Below are 16,385 nucleotides of genomic sequence, written 5' to 3'. Positions count from 1 at the left end.
TGCACTTGCTGCGCTATCCTCGATTGTGTGTCTGCATGGGTATTGCGTAGGGATTCGGTAAAAGGGGTTGGTCACAGCGCCCCGCACAAGCGGATACTGAAATCCGAACCTGACATGAGACAGCTACAAAAACAGTGACAAAACGGATTATGGCGAGCCGCCCCGGCTGCCCGCCGCCAGCCTGGCACGCCAGGCGAGCTTCACCTCAAATAATGACAACGACCGAGGAACCGTTATGCGTCAACCCGCCCAGCCTGAGCCAGGTGCATCACCCTCCATCTGGTCTCGCCTGAGTACTATCACCGATTATTTCGCCTGGCCCTTGCGCACCTCTCATTACCTGGAGCTGGTGAACCCGCTGTGGACCACTCACAAGATGCAGGCCCGCGTCGTCAAAGTCTGGGATGAAACCAAGGATGCACGCACCCTTACCCTACGCCCCGGCTTGAACTGGCGCGGCCACCGTGCAGGCCAGCATGTGCGCGTGGGGATTCCCGCCAACGGCAAGCATTACACCCGCACCTACACCATCTCCTCCCCGCCGGAGCGGGAAGACGACTGCTTTACCATCACCGTAAAGGCCATCGACAAGGGCACCATCTCTCATCACATCGTGCGCAATATCAAGGTGGGCGATTACCTGCCCATCGGCCTGCCACAGGGGGATTTCTATCTGCCGGATGCCCAGCCGATTCAGCCGCTGTTCATTACTGCGGGCAGCGGCATCACGCCTGCGTTCAGCATGATCAACAGCCTGATTGCCCAGGGTCGCCTACCGGACACCTGCCATATTCACTATGCACCCCATGAGTTTGATGTGGTGCTGGGCAAGGAATTGAAGGCGATGGATCGCTACAACGATCGCTATCACTTGCACCTGATGTATAGCCGCGAGGGCGACGACCCCAACCGCAACCGCTTTTCGGCGGCCCAGCTGGATGCGCTCTGCCCGGACTGGAAAGAACGGGATGTGTATGCCTGCGGCCCCCCTTCCCTGCTGGAAGCCATTGAGCAATGCATGGAAGACGCCGGCTGTAGCCGCCAGCTCCATGTGGAGCGCTTCCGTGCACCCTTTACCGACATTCCCGACGATGCGGTGGGTGGCAGAGTGCGCTTTGCCCAGAGCGATGTAGAAGCGGACGGCGACAGCGAGACGCCCCTGCTGAAAGTGGCCGAAGAGGCAGGCATGAACCCGCCCCACGGCTGCCGCATGGGCATCTGCCATACCTGCAACACCACCCTGGTATCCGGGTGTGTGCGAGACCTGCGTACCGGTGAGGTACTGAACGAGGCAGGCAGCATTGTACAGACCTGCATCTGCGCCGCCGCCGGCGACTGCGAACTGGATTTGTGAGGGAAGAATAATGAAAACCCATCAATACCCGGTCGACCTGACCGATGAACAGATCGAAGAATTCGGCCGCGAGCTGGAAGCCATTCGCAACGAGGTGTTTGATTCCCGGGGCGACCGGGATCGCGCCTACATCCTCAAGGTGATCAAGACCCAGCGCACCATGGCGGTGAGCTCCCGCTTTGTGATTTACCTGTCACTGTTTTTTATTCCCGCCTGGGGACACGCGCTGGCGACCTGGCCGGTGGCGCTCACCATCATGGGCCTGGGCGTATTCGCGCTCGGCATCGCCAAGATTCTGGAAAACATGGAGATCGCCCATAACGTGCTGCACGCCCAGTGGGACTGGATGAAGGACCCGGAGATCCAGTCCAACACCTGGGAATGGGACACTATGAGCCCGTCGGACCGCTGGATGCATTCGCACAATGTGGTGCACCACACCTGGACCAATGTGCTGGAAAAGGATCTGGATGTGGGCTACGGCATCATGCGGGTGACTCCCATGCAGAAGTGGAAGCCGGCGTTTCTGTTGCAGCCGATCTATTTCATTCTGCTGATGCTGTTATTTGAGGAAGGCGTGGCCATTCATGAGCAGGCCATTGATGACCACCTGAAAGGCAAGAACAAGCTGAAGGACTTCACGCCGCTGTTAAAACGTATCGGCTACAAGGTATGGCGGCAAGTGGCCAAGGATTACATCGCCTGGCCGCTGGCGGCAGCGCTGGTGGCAATTCCGATTTCCTTCTTTGTGCCCTTCTCGCCCCTGCTGGTGTTCGGCATGGTGGCCGGTGCCAATGCGGTGGCCAACCTGATCCGCAACATCTGGGCATTCACCATTATCTTCTGCGGGCACTTCCCCGCCGGGGCCCACAACTTCACCCTGGAACAGGTGGAAGGCGAAACCCGTGGTCGCTGGTATCTGCGCCAGATGCTGGGCTCTTGCAACATCGAGGGCAGCGAGCTGTTCCACATCCTGTCCGGCAACCTGTCACACCAGATTGAGCATCACCTGTTCCCGGATATGTGCAGCAACCGCTACAAGGAAGTGGCACCGCGGGTACGGGCGCTGGCTGACCGCTACGGCATTCCGTACAACAGCGCCTCCCTGTTCCGCCAGTTCGGCACCACCTGGCTGAACAACCTGCGCCTGGCCTTCCCCGGCGGCGGCGAACCCTACGAGCCGCGCCGCGAGGAAGCCAGCCAGTCCTGAGGTAGACCGTAGGGTGGATTAGCCGAAGGCGTAATCCACCCCTCCCCTCCAACGCTTCAAAAGGTGGATTACGCCATTCGGCTAATCCACCCTACGTTTTGGTGATCGGAGTAGGCTTTTCCGAATCCAACCCTTCGCTTTGCGAGCAAAGCTCCAACGGACAAGAGGAGCTATTGGAGCCTTGCTCGCAAGGCCAAGGTTCTTTCAGCAAGCCACCGCTTTTAGCGCCGTCTTACCAGCCCGTCTTCCAACACTTGATCGAAGTGATCTTTCAGGGTGTCGGCCGCCGGGCGGTAGTTAACGCCCAGCGCTTTGCTGCGGCTGTTGTCGAAGCGCAGCGGGTAGCCCACGTTGCGGCTGATGAACTTGCGGGTGACCGGGCCCATGAACGGGCCGACAGCCCACACCACTGGTTTCGGTACTTTCATCATCGGGAAGGGGTATTGCTTGCCGAATTGCTTACGCAGCATGCCAGCAATGTCGAGCATGGAGACGGACTGGCTGACCAGGATGTAACGCCCTTCTGCTTCCGGATTGAATGCACCCAACAGGTGAGCCTGGGCCACTTCACGGACATCCACCATGCCGTACTCCAGCGCCGGCACGCCGGTTTTCAGTTTGCCGCGCCCCATGTCCAGCAGGGTGCCAATGCTGGCGGAGTTGCTGGCGTTGGTCAGTGAGGGGCCATAGACCATGCCCGGGTTGATGGTCACCAGGTCCCAGCGGCTTTCTACACTGCCACCCTGGCCATCGTGGATCTTCCAGGCTTCGCGTTCAGCGGCCACCTTGGAATACTGGTAGGGGTTGTGGTCGACGCTGCTGGTGGTATTCCAGTCCGCTTCGGTGAAGGCGCTTTTGCCTTTCATGTCGGTGGCATCCCCGTACACCGAGGCCACGCTGCTGGTGAGCACCACACGCTTGAGGGTGTCGCAGCGGTTGGCCGCATTGAGCACATTGCGAGTGCCCTCCACCGCCGGGCGCACCAGCGCCTCGTTGGCATCGGTGAAGCCGTCCAGCACGAACGGCGAAGCGGTGTGCATGAGGATGTCGCAGCCCTGCATGGGCGCGTCGAAGCTCTCGGCATCCAACAGGTCGGCCTTGAACAGTTTCAGGGTGCCCGGGGCAGCGTCGGCGATGCGCTTGAGGTGATCAACGCTCTTCGCCTTGTTGGGATCACGCACCGTAGCGTGCACGGTATGGCCTGCTTCCAGCAGATATTTGACGATCCAGCCGGCAATGTAGCCGGAAGCGCCGGTGACCATCACGGTATGAGTGTTACTGGGCATGCTTGGCTCCCGCCGATAAAAAGAAGGCCAACGCTACCACGATGGCAACACAAGACTAGGGCTGTTCGTGCCATTCCCTGGCGGCACGGCCAACAGGCAATCACAACGAAAACAGGCGCCGTTGGCGCCTGTTCTGAGGAAAGAGGATCAATTCTGCCAGCGCGACCGGTTGAGCCACATCCAGGCGGCGAGTCCCAGCCCCCAGGCGCCATTGACGATCAGGCCACCGACTACCTTGGTGGCGTTCACATCCAGCCCTTTCAGAGGAAACACCAGCAGCATGGCCACCAGTGTCGGGCCGATGGCGCCGATGATCAGCGCACCGAGCCAGTGCCGTATACCCTGCCAGCGGCGGATCAGCCACCAGACGGGAGCCCCCAGACACCGCCCCAGAAGGCCAGCGACAGTACCTGGGGAATACCCAGCGGCGGCACCGGTGTCATGTTCCAGGGCGCAGCAGGAATCATCCCCGCCAGCCAAAACAATCCGAGTACCCCTTGATGAAACAGCAGGGTGGCAATGAAGCCCCCGGTGAAGGCCTGCAACCATTGTTGTGGCGAATTGGACATGGTCACTCCGACGTTGAAACGTGTTGGTCCGGCAACTCTACACCATCACCCTCCTCCGCGCGTGAACAGACCAGTGGCAGGATCCATCATCCCTCGTCCGTTATTTCCGGTGTCACCAGTTGCGCCAGCATCTGCAGGGATTCCTGCCAGCCCTGATAGCAGAATTCCACCGGTATCACCTCCGGCACCCCTTCCTGGTTGATGGTCAGCTCGGTACCACACAGCACCTCTTTCAACGTGATGGTTACCTGCATTTCACCGGGCAGGTTTGGGTCATCAAACTGGTCGGTGTGACGAATCAGTTCGTTGGGTTTCAGCTGCAGGTAACGGACGCTGAAGGAATGGCTTTTGCCGGTGGTGAAGTTGGTGAATGACATGCGATAACCGCCTCCTTCGCGGGCGTCCATTTCATGGATCTTGCCGGTAAAACCATGGGCGGCAGCCATTTGACCATGGCATCGGCATCGAGAAAGGCACGGTAGACACGATCAGGGCTGGCGCGCAGGACGCGATGAAGGAGGACGGTATTTCCAGACATGGTGATTCTCCTGGTTGGCTGCGATGCCTGCGTTCTTGGAGGAGGCACCCTCTTATCGAATGTGGCAGCCATCATTCGACAGCAAGTGCCGGTTTATCGTTTGCCGGGAATGCCATCCTGAAATCGCCCATAACATCAATTAAATTGATTATATTACACAAAAATAACCCGTTTTTAATCAGCCACTCTGATCATATAGTCACTCCATCGACGGACAGGCAATGGAGCCTGTTACAGGAGGACGCCATGATCGAGCTTCGCACACGTAACGAACTGGGCCATGCCCGGTACGGCTGGCTGGACACTCGACATCACTTTTCCTTTGCCAACTACCATGACCCGGCAAGGGTGCATTGGGGTGATCTGCGGGTGTGGAACGATGACACCATCGCGCCGCACACCGGCTTCCCACCGCATTCCCACCGTGAGATGGAAATCATCACCTATGTGCGCAAGGGAGCGATCACTCACCAGGACAGCCTGGGTAACAGTGGCCGCACCGAAGCCGGGGATGTGCAGGTGATGTCAGCCGGTACCGGGATCACCCACAGCGAGTACAACCGGGAAGACACGGAGACACAGATCTTCCAGATCTGGATCATTCCCAACGCCACCGGGCTGCCGCCCACCTGGGGCAGTAAGCCGTTCCCGAAGGCCTCTCGCGACGGCCACTTCGAGGTGCTGGCCAGTGGTTACCCGCAAGACACGGACGCCCTGCCGATTCAGGCGGATGCACGGGTGGTCGCGGCCACGCTGAGCCATGGTCAGGACATCGAGTATGTGCTCGACCCGGCTCGCAAGGTCTACCTGGTGCCTGCCAAGGGACGGGTACGGGTGAATGGGGTGCTGGCCGAAACCGGCGATGGCCTGGCCATCAGTGACGAAGCCCGGCTGTCTGTGGTGGCAGAAGCGGACAGCGAGATCGTGCTGGTGGAAACCGTCTAGGGAGGAGGTAATCGATGCGTAGGGTGGATTAGCCTCAAGCGTAATCCACCTTCCTTGTTGTCACCCAACTCTGCCAAACGACAGGGTGGATAACGCCTGCGGCTAATCCACCCTACCTGCCCACAAAAAGGCCCGGAGCGTTTCCGGGCCTTTCGCCTTGCAAGCAAGGCTCCAACAAAGTCAGCCAGTGGCTAGCTCATTCCATTACTGATCCGGCTTTTTCTGCAGCGCTGTTTCCAGTGAAGCAATCTTTTCATGCATGGTGCGCATCAGGTAGAGCATTTCCTGGCGCTCGTCGTGGGCGATCTGGTTGTTGGCGTCCCGTTCGGCGCGCTGTTCGCTCTCGTGCACTTCCTGGGTGGCGCTGACGATGATGGCGATGAACAGGTTCAGCACCATGAAGCTGGAAATCAGGATGAACGGTACGAAGAAGATCCAGGCCATGGGATAGACGGCCATCACCGGCCGGGCAATACCCATGGACCAGCTTTCCAGGGTCATGATCTGGAACAGACTGTAAATACTCGCCCCCAGGGTGCCGAACCACTGCGGGAAGGCCTCACCAAACAGCTCGGTACCCATTACCGCAAAGATGTAGAACATCATCAGCAACAGCGCAGCGGTCCAGCCGATGCCGGGCAACGCCTGCATCAGGGATTCCACCAGCATGCGTAGCCGTTTTACCGATGACAGCAACCGCAGCACCCGCAAGATACGCAGGCTCCGCAGGATCGCCAGGGGCCCGGACGCCGGCGCCAGGGAAATGGCGACGATAAGAAAGTCGAACACATTCCAGCCGGAGCGGAAAAAGCGCGGCCCGAAGGCGACCAGCTTGAGCACGATTTCCAGAACGAAGACCGCCAGCACTATCTGGTTAAGCAGGTTTAACCACTGCCCTGCCCGCTCCTGTGCCACCGCGGAGGTCTCCACACCCAGAATAATCGCATTGAGAAGGATCAACGCGGTAATGGTGTTACCAAACATTGAGGTATTGAGCCAGGAGGCCAAGCGCTGTCGCCAGCCATCGGGGGATACGGACGTTGAAGAGGCCTGCATGGACAATCACCGAATAATCCAGGAGGCGCGAGTATACCTGATACGGCAGGGAGGGTTGATAGAGTCCGTTGGAGCCATGCTTGCATGGCGAAAAGCCGGGATCAGACCCCGGGCCTTTCGCTTTGCGAGCAAAGCTCCAACGGGAAGGTGCCCGGTCAGTCTTCCAGGGTCACCACAGGCTCCCAGACACCGTCGGTGACTTTGGAGAGAATCATATCGTTACCGGCACGGTGATTGGTGGCGCTCATCTTGATATCCACCCCGGTGACCGGGTCGCTGAAGTCCAGGGACTCCATGGCTGCCAGGAAAGAATCGGTAGTCAGGTCCGGACCGGCCTTGCGCAGCGCCTCGATGGTTACCATGGCACCGACACGACCCAGCACCGCACCACCGCTGGGTACCGAGCCATACTGCGCCTGGTACTCATCTGCCCATTGTTTCGCTTCCGGCACATCCTTCATGCGGCTGACAATATCCTGCCAGGGGGAGACACCGTAGAGTCCTTCTGTGACACCGCCGGGCGCCGCCGCCACTGCGGAATGGAAGCCGGCCTGGGAGACCACGAATTTCACATCATCCCAACCCATTTCCTTGGCGGTAGCCACCACGGAAATGATAGGCCTAACCGGCAGGGCCACTGCGACCAGCTGACAGCCGGCATCCTTCAGGCGCGCCAGGGTGCCGGTGAAATCGCTCTCGTCCGGACGGTGAGAGGTGCTTTCCGCCAGGGTCAGGGTATCTTTGCCGGCGGCAGCATCGGTGATGGCCTGGTTCACTTCCTCGCCGAAATCCGAGGGGATGTACATCACACAGATTTTCTCGATGCCGTACTCATCGGTCATCCAGTTAACACCTTTCAGTACCCCTTCGTGGTAGCTGGGACCGAAAACGAAACGATGGGAAAAGTCGCCCTCTTCTTCCATCTGCCGGGACAGGGCCAGGGGAAGAATGCTGGGCACGTTATTGCGGTCCATCAGAGGGAAAGCAGCCAGGTTATGGGGGGTGCCCAGGCTCATCACCATGGCGAAGATTTCATCGCGGCTAATCAGCTTGTTGGTGGCCTGGGTGGCCTTGGGCACCTGGTAGGCATGATCCTCGACGATGTAACGAATCTTGCGCCCATGAATACCGCCTTCGGCATTCACTTCGGCAAACATGTCGTTGGCCACCTGCACCGCCGGTGACGAAAACGCCGCAAACACGCCGGACAAATCGTGCATGCCACCCAGTTTGATTTCGGTATCACTGACGCCACGCACCGACTCGGCGGCGGCGCTCTCTTCTTCCTTGTTATCACTGCACCCGATCAGGGTGGCTGCGGCGAGAGCCGCCAGGCAAAGCTTCTTCATGATGCACTCTCCTCTCGAGTTCATTGTCAGTACATGGAATCAATCAGGTGCTTGTGTTTTTTCTCCACGAAGGAACGCTTCAGCTTCATGGTGGCAGTCAACTCCTCATCTTCGGCGGTGAGCAGCACGTCGATCAGGCGGAAATACTTGATCTGTTCCACCTGGGCGAACTGTTTGTTCACATCGGTAATGATGCTGTCGATCAGGTCCACAACCTCTTTGGCACGACACAGGGAGGCGAAGTTGGAAAACGGCACCTGGCGGTCCTGGGCATATTTCTCCACGTTTTCCTGATCGATCATGATCAGGCAGGTGAGATACTTGCGCTGATCACCAATCACCACGGCATCAGAAATATACGGGGAAAACTTCATCCGACTTTCGATTTCCGCCGGCGTGATATTCTTGCCGCCGGCAGTGATGATGATGTCTTTCAAACGGCCGGTGATGGTGAGCATGCCGTCTTCCAGACGCCCTACATCGCCGGTGTGCAGCCAGCCGTCGCGGATGTCCTCGGCGGTTTTTTCCGGCTTGCGCCAGTAACCGGCAAACACATGGTCGCCACGCACCAGCACTTCGCCGTTGTCGGCAATCCGTACCTCGGTACCCGGTAGCGGCTCGCCCACGGAACCGACCTGGGACCGGTCCTTGCTGTTGAGCGATACCACCCCGGTGGTTTCGGTCATGCCGTAGCCTTCATAGAGCGGCACGCCCAGGGCCTGGAACCAGCGAATCAGGTCTGGCGAGATCGGCGCCGCGCCGGTAGTGCCCCGACGCAGACGGGCCATGCCGATCAGGTCGCGTACATTGCGCAGCACCAGCAGATTCCAGAACTGGTAATGCAGCCAGGAAAACGGTGAGCGTTTGCGCTCACAGTGCCAGCAATCCCCGGCGGCAAGAGCCCGGTCGAAACACCAGCGGCCGAAACCGGTGGCTTCATCTCGCAGGGTCATCATGGAGCTATAGATTTTTTCCCAGAGTCGCGGCACGGCGGCGAAAGTATTGGGCGACACTTCGCGCAGGTTCTCGAATACGGTTTCCGGGCTTTCCGCAAAGTTCACGGTACAGCCCTTGTAGATGGGCACCTCCACCGACACCAGCCGTTCCAGAATATGACACAGGGGCAGGAAGCAGAGCTGGTCGTCGTCTTCATGGGCCTCCAGCACTTGCTCGCCGGCGGCCAGCTGGAACAGCACATTGCGGTGACTGATCATGGCACCCTTGGGGGCACCGGTGGTGCCGGAGGTGTAGATCAGCATGCGGATATCATCGGGCTCACTTTGCGCAATGCTGGCGCTAAACTGGGCTTCCGCATCGGGGATCTGTTCGCCCAGGGCGTACAGTTCATCCAGAAACATGACCATGGGATCGTTGAAATCCCGCAGGCCCTTGCGATCGAACACGATGACTTTTTTCAGGGTGGGCACCTGGTCACGCACGGTCAGGTACTTGTCCAGCTGTTCGTCGTTTTCCACAAACAGAAAAGCGGAACCACTGTCGTTAACCAGGTAGGCCAGCTGCTCGGCGCTGTCAGTGGTATAGACGCCATTGCTGATGCCGCCAGCCCCGGCAATACCCAGATCGCAGTAGATCCACTCCTTGTTGTCTTCACTGAGAATGGAGACCGGCTGACCCCGTTCCAGGCCCAGAGACAACAGCGCCACGCCGATGGCGCGGGCCTTTTCGTAATAGTCCTGCCAGCTGTAGCTCTGCCAGATGCCCAGGTCCTTTTCACGGTGCGCGATTTGCGCTCCCCGTTCCAGGCATTGCTGGCGCCACAGTTTGACCACGGTGTCGCAACCGTGGAGAAGGGTCGGTGCGTTGTTGGTTGTTGTCATCATCAGCGCCAGGTCTTCTTTCGTTTCCAGCGTTTTTCCGGTCGGTCATCCCCCGCCGACTGGCCCAGATAGAACTCGCGAATATCGTCGCTGGCGAGCAACTCCTCGGCGCTACCGTCCATGACGATACGGCCGGTTTCCAGCACATAGCCATGGTCCGCCGTGTTCAGCGCCACCTGGGCGTTCTGTTCCACCAGCAGCAGGGTCACGCCCTGCTCCTTGTTGAGCCGACGAACGATGGCGAAGATTTCCTGCACCAGCAGCGGCGACAGCCCCAGGGACGGCTCATCCAGCAACATCAGCGACGGTCGAGACATGAGCCCGCGACCGATAGCCAGCATCTGTTGTTGGCCACCAGACAGGGTACCGGCAGGCTGGTTGCGGCACTCCAGCAGGATCGGGAAATAGTCATACACCATTTCCATGTCCTGGCGGATGCCCGCCTTGTCGCGGCGGATGTAGGCGCCCATGGCCAGGTTTTCTTCCACGGTCAGAAACGGAAACACTTCCCGGCCTTCCGGTACGTGGGCAATGCCTTGGCGCACCAGGGCATCCGGCTCGCGGCCCTGGATCGCTTCTCCGGCCAGGGTAATGCTGCCCTTTCGCGGAGCCAGTGCCCCGGAAATGGTTTTCATCAGGGTGGTCTTGCCGGCGCCGTTGGCGCCGAGAATGGCAACCACCTTGCCCTCGAATACATCGATGGACACCCCGCGCAGGGCCATCACCGGGCCGTAGAAAGCTTCCAGGTTTTTCACCTGCAGCAGCGGCTGGGCATCATTCATGGTTTCTTTCTGCAGTGCACTCATGAGGTTGCCTCCGTGCCCAGATAGGCTTCGATCACCTTGGGATCCGCCTGCACTTCGGCGGCCGTGCCCATAGCCAGTGGTCGGCCTTCCGAGACCGCCAGCACCCGGTTGGACACCCGCGATACCAGGCTCATGTCGTGCTCGACCATCAGTACCGTCAGGCCCAGATCTTTCTGCATGTCCTCAATCCACCAGGCCATGTTCTGGGTTTCTTCCACGCTCAGGCCGGAGGCCGGCTCATCGAGCAGGATCAGCGTCGGCTCGCTGGACAGGGCCCGGGCGATTTCCACTACCTTGCGCACCCCGTAAGGCAGTCCGGCAATCAGCTTGTCCCGGTAGGCGGCCAGGTCGAGGAAGTCGATCACCTCTTCCACCAACAGACGATGCTGCCGTTCACTGCGCCTTACCTTGGGCAGGAACAACAGCTCCTCGAACCAGCGGGTATTGCGGCGGCAATGACGACCGATCAACAGGTTCTGCAGTACCGAGGAGTGATCGAACAGCTCGATATTCTGGAAGGTACGAGCGATACCCAGCCCCGCCACCTTGTGAGCCGGCAGGCCGGTAATGTCCTGACCATCGAATACAATCTGTCCGGCGCTCGGTTCGTAGAGGCGACTGATCAGATTGAAGATGGTGGATTTGCCTGCCCCGTTGGGGCCAACCAGGGTGAACACTTCGCCGGGCTCCACGGTGAAGCTGACGCCATCCACCGCTTTCACGCCGCCGAAGGAAATGGAGAGATCCTTTACCTGTAACAGACTCATCGTTGGCGCTCCGTTTTCAGGTAAGTACGGGTGCGGCGGAACATGCCCTTGCGATACAGCGGAAACAGCTGCAGCCAGGTGCGCACCTTGAACCAGACGCCGTAGAGCCCGCGCGGTTCGTAAATCACCATGAGCAGAATCAGCAGTGCAAACAGGGCGGTGTCCATGCCCGGGTAGGCGGCGATCTTGATGCCGGCGGCGTTATCGAGAAAATCCCGGGCGATGGCGATCAGCTGGGGCAGCAGCACCACCACAATGGCGCCGAAGAAGGCGCCGTGCACCGAGCCCAGCCCGCCGATCACCACCTGCAGCAACAGAGTGATGGAAATCAGCACCAGGAAGCTTTCGTAATTCACCGCCTGGGCCAGATGGGCATAGAGCGCCCCGGCCAAACCGGTGATGGCGCAGGACAGGCTGAATGACAGGGTCTTGGCGCGGGCCACATTGACCCCCAGCGCCCGGGCGGACACTTCACTGTCACGCACGGCCAGGAAGGAACGGCCGGAGGCACTGCGCAGCAGGTTCAGATAACCCAGGGTGACCAGCACCAGCACTGCCAGGCACAGATAGTAGAAGGCTTCCGGAGTGGCATAGCGGTCGATCTCCATGCCGAACAAGGCAATGGGCGGGGCAAATACCCCGGCGACCCCGCCGGTAATCGGCTCGGCGATAATCGCCACGTCCTCGATAATAATACTCAACGCCAGGGTGGCGATGGCCAGGTAGATACCACTCATGCGCAGGATCGGCCGGGAGATGATGGCGCCGATCACACCGGAGGTGACCGCGCTGGCCAGCAAGGCAGGAATAAAATGCCAACCGCGTAACATCAGCGCCAGATTGGTAAAGGCACCAATGGCCATAAAGGCCGCATGCCCCAGGCTGACCTGGCCGGTATGGCCGCTGATCAGCATCAGCCCCAACCCCGCCAGGGACCACACCAGCACAGCAGTGAGCTCGCCCAGATAATAGGTGCCAAGCAGCCAGGGGGCGGCCACCAGCAATGCCATGAGGATGGCGTACTGAGCCAGGTGCCAGCGCCCTTCAAACAGATTGATATCGTCGTCGTAACGGCTTTTGAATCGGTTGCTCATGGCCTACACCTTCTTCTGGCTGATCTGCGCGAACAGGCCGCCGGGGCGCAGGATCAGCACCAGCAACATCAACACATAGGGGGCAATCTGGCCGACGCCGGAAGGCAGATAGCGACCGGCGAAAGGCTCCACGATGCCCACCAGCAGGCCGCCCAGCAGCGCCCCGGGCAAGGAACCCAGCCCGCCGATGACCGCTGCGGCAAACGCCTTGATGCCGAACAGCAGCCCCACAGAAGGCTCCACGGCGCCCTTGGCGGCAAACATGACCCCGGCAATCGCCGCCACCACCCCGGACAGGGCCCATACAATGGCGTTGATACGCTTCACCGGGATGCCCATGTAGTAGGCTGCCATCTGGTTCTGGCTGCTGGCCTGCATGGCCACGCCAAGCCGGGTGCGGGCAAAGAAGAAGTAGAGAATGGCGGTAAGCGCCACGGTGGTAATGATGATCACCGCATCCACCACCGGGATCATCAGTTCTCCCACCGTCCAGACCAGGCCGATAAAGGGCGTTTCCAGGGAGGTAGGATCATGGCCCCAGATCACCCCGGCCACGAAGCGGATCAGAAAGCCCAGCGCGATGGTAAGAATCACCATGGCGAATTGCGGCTGCCCGAAGATGGCGCGCAACACGAAACGATCGAGGAGGTAGCCGAACAGGCCGAGGATCAACGCCGCCAGCGTAATGCCGACCAGAAAAGGCAGATCCGCATAGCTGGTGTTGATGAAGGTAACGCCGAGAAAGGCCCCCAGCATCATCATGTCGCCCTGGGCGAAGTTGACCGCTTCGGATGCCTTGTAGATCAATACAAAACCCAGTGCCAACAGCCCGTAAATACAGCCATTGGCAATCCCGCTGACCAGCAGCTGGAGTATATCCATGGTCCCTCTCTCCCGGGGGGTTATTATTCTGTTGCTTTTTTATTCAATCGACCCGAGCCTAGCGGAAGTCCGACATTCTCACCAGTATGTAAAATGTAACAGGATCAGAATGAGATTGAAGGGACTTCCTGCTCCTGCATTCTCCGCCACTTCCGGTATGCTTGGCTGTCATCCAGCAGACCTCAGTACACCATGAATGTAAATGATCGCCATCGCATTGATGACATTGCCCGGGTTCTCGGTCGGGCGTTTTATCAGGATCCGCTTTTCACTTATTTCTTTCCGGATGACCAGCGCCGCCAGGCGTTGTCGCATCATACCTTTCGCTTCCTGGCCCTCCATGCGCACCACCGGGGAGAAATCTGCACCACGCCGGGATCCGTGGACGGGGCTGCCGTGTGGCTGCCATCCCAGGCATTGCATCGCAGTGTGCTGGATATGGTGCGCTTTGGTGCCCTGCCCATGTTGCGCCAGGGACCGGCGGCGGTGAAACGGCAGCTGGATGCCGGTGATGCCATGCAAAAGGTGCATGACGCGCTGATGCAAAAGCCTCACGCCTACCTGTTATTGCTGGGGATTGACCCGCAGAAGCAGGGCCAGGGGCTGGCCACACGGCTGTTGCAGCCAACGCTGGACCGGCTGGATCGGGAAGGACTGTCTGCCTATCTGGATACCCATAACCCGGACAATGTGTCTCTGTACCGGCGCTTCGGGTTTGAGGTGGTGCATGAGGCGCTGATGCCGGGAACGGAGGTGCGGCACTGGGCGATGGTGCGGGGAAACCGCTAGCGAGGAACGTCCCTCGCCGTTGGAGCTTTGTTCACAAAGCGAACCGGCCTGCCTGATTCGCCATGCGAGCATGGCTCCAACGGAGGGAAAGCCGGGTTCAGCCTACGCCCTGACTTTTCAGGTAATCGTCGTAGCTACCGTGGAAGTCGACGATACCGGTGGGAGTGATTTCAATGATCCGGGTGGCCAGGGAGGACACGAATTCCCGGTCGTGGCTGACGAACAGCAAGGTACCCGGGTAGTTTTCCAGCGCCAGGTTCAAGGACTCGATGCATTCCATGTCCATGTGGTTGGTGGGCTCATCCAGCAGCAGAATGTTGGGCCGTTGCAGCATGATCTTGCCGAACAACATACGCCCCTGCTCGCCCCCGGAGATCACCTTCACGGATTTACCGATATCTTTCTGGGAAAACAGCAGCCGCCCCAAGGTGCCCCGGATGACCTGTTCATCATCCTTTTCCTGACCCCACTGGTTCATCCAGGCAAACAGGTCCATATCGTCGGCAAAGTCGCGGGCGTGATCCTGAGCGTAATAGCCCCGCTCACTGTTCTCGGACCATTTCACTTCCCCGGCGGTAGGATCCAGCTCCCCCACCAGACAGCGCAGCAGGGTGGATTTGCCGATACCGTTGGGGCCGATAATGGCGATGCGCTCGCCCACTTCCACACGCAGGTCCAGGCCGGAAAACAGTTCCTGGTCAAAAGTCTTGGCCAGGCCTTTCACTTCCAGCGCGTTGCGGAACAACTTCTTGTCCTGCTCGAAAATGATGTAAGGGTTCTGACGGCTGGAGGGTTTCACTTCATCCAGCTTGATCTTGTCGATCTGCTTGGCGCGGCTGGTGGCCTGCTTGGACTTGGAGGCGTTGGCGCTAAAGCGGCTGACGAAGGTTTTCAGCTCGGCGATCTGCTGTTTCTTCTTGGCATTGTCCGAATGCAGGCGCTCGCGGGCCTGGGTGGCCGCGGTCATGTATTCATCATAGTTGCCCGGGTAGAGGCGCACCTCGCCGTAATCCAGATCTGCCATATGGGTGCAGACGCTGTTGAGGAAGTGGCGATCGTGGGAAATGATGACCATGGTGCACTGGCGCTGGTTGAGAACCTCTTCCAGCCAGCGGATGGTATTGATGTCCAGGTTGTTGGTGGGCTCATCCAGCAACATGATTTCCGGGTCGGCGAACAGGGCCTGGGCCAACAGCACACGCAGCTTCCAGCCGGGGGCGATTTCGCTCATTGGGCCGAAGTGCTGCTCCACCGGAATATCCAGACCCAGCAACAGTTCACCGGCGCGCGATTCGGCGGTGTAGCCGTCCAGCTCGGCGAATTCCGCTTCCAGCTCACCGGCGCGGATGCCGTCTTCCTCGCTCATTTCCGCCTTGGCGTAGATGCCGTCGCGCTCTTCCTTGATCTTCCACAACTCCTCGTTGCCCATGATCACGGTATCCACCACCGAGTATTGCTCGTAGGCGAACTGATCCTGGCGCAGCTTGCCGATGCGCTCGTCCGGGTCCTTGGACACATTGCCGGCGGACGGCTCCAGGTCACCCCCGAGAATCTTCATAAAGGTGGATTTGCCGCAGCCGTTGGCGCCGATCAGGCCGTAGCGGTTGCCGTTGCCGAATTTAACGGACACGTTTTCAAACAGCGGCTTGGCACCGAACTGCATGGTGAGGTTGGCGGTTGTGAGCAATGTTTTGTACCGGTTGGAAAAGCGAAAAGCGCGGCTGACGACCGTCGAAATCAAGAGGGCCAGCGGCGTAGGAGTGCGCGAAGCGCGCGCATTGTCGCACAGCGGTCGCCTCCGGGACAGAGCCAGAAGCGAGTGTAGGGTGCACTGAGCCTAAGGCGAACTGCACCACCCGGCGTTGGATTGGCTCAGACACCGTAGGGTGGATTAGCCGAAGG

The 16,385-nt window shown here is 59.4% G+C and carries 16 protein-coding genes; 4 read left to right on the top strand and 12 right to left on the bottom strand.

Annotated features, from left to right (window positions below):
* Nucleotides 1–235: 235 nt before the first annotated feature.
* Together ACMG4M_RS06925 and ACMG4M_RS06920 are read left to right on the top strand one after the other, a co-directional pair.
* Entirely contained in the window at nt 236–1,354 is a 1,119-nt protein-coding gene (locus ACMG4M_RS06925) for a ferredoxin reductase (protein ID WP_414431008.1), read from the top strand.
* Between the two features lie 10 nt (nt 1,355–1,364).
* Complete coding sequence (locus tag ACMG4M_RS06920; RefSeq protein WP_414431007.1) at nt 1,365–2,564, top strand: fatty acid desaturase family protein; 1,200 nt, start codon at nt 1,365–1,367, stop codon at nt 2,562–2,564.
* A gap of 221 nt (nt 2,565–2,785) precedes the next feature.
* On the opposite strand, the gene ACMG4M_RS06915 is transcribed toward ACMG4M_RS06920, so the two are convergent.
* From ACMG4M_RS06915 to ACMG4M_RS06900, 4 genes are all read right to left on the bottom strand, one after another.
* Nucleotides 2,786–3,850 carry an NAD-dependent epimerase/dehydratase family protein gene (locus ACMG4M_RS06915; protein WP_414431006.1) on the bottom strand — a complete coding sequence of 355 codons (1,065 nt, stop codon included), beginning with the start codon at nt 3,848–3,850 and terminating at the stop codon, nt 2,786–2,788.
* A 147-nt stretch (nt 3,851–3,997) separates the two neighbouring features.
* Nucleotides 3,998–4,132 carry a hypothetical protein gene (locus ACMG4M_RS06910; RefSeq protein WP_414431005.1) on the bottom strand — a complete coding sequence of 45 codons (135 nt, stop codon included), beginning with the start codon at nt 4,130–4,132 and terminating at the stop codon, nt 3,998–4,000.
* Nucleotides 4,133–4,206: 74 nt separating this feature from the next.
* Complete coding sequence (locus ACMG4M_RS06905) at nt 4,207–4,419, bottom strand: hypothetical protein (protein ID WP_414431004.1); 213 nt, start codon at nt 4,417–4,419, stop codon at nt 4,207–4,209.
* An 86-nt stretch (nt 4,420–4,505) separates the two neighbouring features.
* Nucleotides 4,506–4,865: an SRPBCC domain-containing protein gene (locus ACMG4M_RS06900; RefSeq protein ID WP_414431003.1), complete on the bottom strand. Its 360-nt coding sequence runs from the start codon at nt 4,863–4,865 to the stop codon at nt 4,506–4,508.
* A gap of 338 nt (nt 4,866–5,203) precedes the next feature.
* Between ACMG4M_RS06900 and ACMG4M_RS06895 the strand changes: the two genes are divergently transcribed.
* Nucleotides 5,204–5,902, top strand: coding sequence for a pirin family protein (locus ACMG4M_RS06895; protein ID WP_414431002.1), 699 nt, complete (start codon nt 5,204–5,206; stop codon nt 5,900–5,902).
* 204 nt (nt 5,903–6,106) lie between these two features.
* Here ACMG4M_RS06895 and ACMG4M_RS06890 read toward each other — a convergent pair whose 3' ends face one another.
* The 7 genes from ACMG4M_RS06890 to ACMG4M_RS06860 form a co-directional block, all read right to left on the bottom strand.
* Entirely contained in the window at nt 6,107–6,958 is an 852-nt protein-coding gene (locus tag ACMG4M_RS06890; protein ID WP_414431001.1) for an ion transporter, read from the bottom strand.
* Between the two features lie 155 nt (nt 6,959–7,113).
* A complete protein-coding gene (locus ACMG4M_RS06885; RefSeq protein ID WP_414431000.1) occupies nt 7,114–8,307 on the bottom strand; it encodes an ABC transporter substrate-binding protein in 1,194 nt (397 codons plus the stop codon).
* Between the two features lie 26 nt (nt 8,308–8,333).
* Nucleotides 8,334–10,148 carry an AMP-dependent synthetase/ligase gene (locus ACMG4M_RS06880; protein ID WP_414430999.1) on the bottom strand — a complete coding sequence of 605 codons (1,815 nt, stop codon included), beginning with the start codon at nt 10,146–10,148 and terminating at the stop codon, nt 8,334–8,336.
* Nucleotides 10,148–10,951, bottom strand: coding sequence for an ABC transporter ATP-binding protein (locus ACMG4M_RS06875; RefSeq protein WP_414430998.1), 804 nt, complete (start codon nt 10,949–10,951; stop codon nt 10,148–10,150). The genes ACMG4M_RS06880 and ACMG4M_RS06875 overlap by 1 nt, the downstream gene beginning before the upstream one ends.
* Nucleotides 10,948–11,718 (bottom strand): ABC transporter ATP-binding protein, encoded by a 771-nt coding sequence (locus tag ACMG4M_RS06870; protein WP_414430997.1) that lies wholly within the window; start codon nt 11,716–11,718, stop codon nt 10,948–10,950. The genes ACMG4M_RS06875 and ACMG4M_RS06870 overlap by 4 nt, the downstream gene beginning before the upstream one ends.
* Nucleotides 11,715–12,812, bottom strand: coding sequence for a branched-chain amino acid ABC transporter permease (locus ACMG4M_RS06865; protein ID WP_272962401.1), 1,098 nt, complete (start codon nt 12,810–12,812; stop codon nt 11,715–11,717). Before ACMG4M_RS06865 ends, ACMG4M_RS06870 begins: the two co-directional genes overlap by 4 nt.
* A gap of 3 nt (nt 12,813–12,815) precedes the next feature.
* Complete coding sequence (locus ACMG4M_RS06860) at nt 12,816–13,694, bottom strand: branched-chain amino acid ABC transporter permease (RefSeq protein WP_272962400.1); 879 nt, start codon at nt 13,692–13,694, stop codon at nt 12,816–12,818.
* 192 nt (nt 13,695–13,886) lie between these two features.
* On the opposite strand from ACMG4M_RS06860, the gene ACMG4M_RS06855 reads away from it, so the two are divergent.
* Complete coding sequence (locus ACMG4M_RS06855) at nt 13,887–14,483, top strand: GNAT family N-acetyltransferase (RefSeq protein ID WP_272962399.1); 597 nt, start codon at nt 13,887–13,889, stop codon at nt 14,481–14,483.
* Between the two features lie 97 nt (nt 14,484–14,580).
* Here the strand turns inward: ACMG4M_RS06855 and ACMG4M_RS06850 are convergent, their stop codons facing one another.
* Entirely contained in the window at nt 14,581–16,170 is a 1,590-nt protein-coding gene (locus tag ACMG4M_RS06850; RefSeq protein ID WP_414430996.1) for an ABC-F family ATPase, read from the bottom strand.
* Between the last annotated feature and the right edge of the window lie 215 nt (nt 16,171–16,385).

It is taken from the genome of Alcanivorax sp. IL3 (assembly GCF_047495465.1).
Classification (GTDB): Bacteria; Pseudomonadota; Gammaproteobacteria; order Pseudomonadales; family Alcanivoracaceae; genus Alcanivorax; species Alcanivorax jadensis.
The sequence above is the reverse complement of the archived record's forward strand: the minus strand, read 5'-3'. Positions and strand labels throughout refer to the sequence as shown.

Bases quoted from the DNA above. Each gene is read 5' to 3' on its own strand.
- ACMG4M_RS06925 (WP_414431008.1), top strand. From the start codon at position 236: ATGCGTCAACCCGCCCAGCCTGAGCCAGGTGCATCACCCTCCATCTGG.
- ACMG4M_RS06920 (WP_414431007.1), top strand. From the start codon at position 1,365: ATGAAAACCCATCAATACCCGGTCGACCTGACCGATGAACAGATCGAA.
- ACMG4M_RS06915 (WP_414431006.1), bottom strand. From the start codon at position 3,850: ATGCCCAGTAACACTCATACCGTGATGGTCACCGGCGCTTCCGGCTAC.
- ACMG4M_RS06910 (WP_414431005.1), bottom strand. From the start codon at position 4,132: ATGCTGCTGGTGTTTCCTCTGAAAGGGCTGGATGTGAACGCCACCAAG.
- ACMG4M_RS06905 (WP_414431004.1), bottom strand. From the start codon at position 4,419: ATGTCCAATTCGCCACAACAATGGTTGCAGGCCTTCACCGGGGGCTTC.
- ACMG4M_RS06900 (WP_414431003.1), bottom strand. From the start codon at position 4,865: ATGGCTGCCGCCCATGGTTTTACCGGCAAGATCCATGAAATGGACGCC.
- ACMG4M_RS06895 (WP_414431002.1), top strand. From the start codon at position 5,204: ATGATCGAGCTTCGCACACGTAACGAACTGGGCCATGCCCGGTACGGC.
- ACMG4M_RS06890 (WP_414431001.1), bottom strand. From the start codon at position 6,958: ATGCAGGCCTCTTCAACGTCCGTATCCCCCGATGGCTGGCGACAGCGC.
- ACMG4M_RS06885 (WP_414431000.1), bottom strand. From the start codon at position 8,307: ATGAAGAAGCTTTGCCTGGCGGCTCTCGCCGCAGCCACCCTGATCGGG.
- ACMG4M_RS06880 (WP_414430999.1), bottom strand. From the start codon at position 10,148: ATGATGACAACAACCAACAACGCACCGACCCTTCTCCACGGTTGCGAC.
- ACMG4M_RS06875 (WP_414430998.1), bottom strand. From the start codon at position 10,951: ATGAGTGCACTGCAGAAAGAAACCATGAATGATGCCCAGCCGCTGCTG.
- ACMG4M_RS06870 (WP_414430997.1), bottom strand. From the start codon at position 11,718: ATGAGTCTGTTACAGGTAAAGGATCTCTCCATTTCCTTCGGCGGCGTG.
- ACMG4M_RS06865 (WP_272962401.1), bottom strand. From the start codon at position 12,812: ATGAGCAACCGATTCAAAAGCCGTTACGACGACGATATCAATCTGTTT.
- ACMG4M_RS06860 (WP_272962400.1), bottom strand. From the start codon at position 13,694: ATGGATATACTCCAGCTGCTGGTCAGCGGGATTGCCAATGGCTGTATT.
- ACMG4M_RS06855 (WP_272962399.1), top strand. From the start codon at position 13,887: ATGAATGTAAATGATCGCCATCGCATTGATGACATTGCCCGGGTTCTC.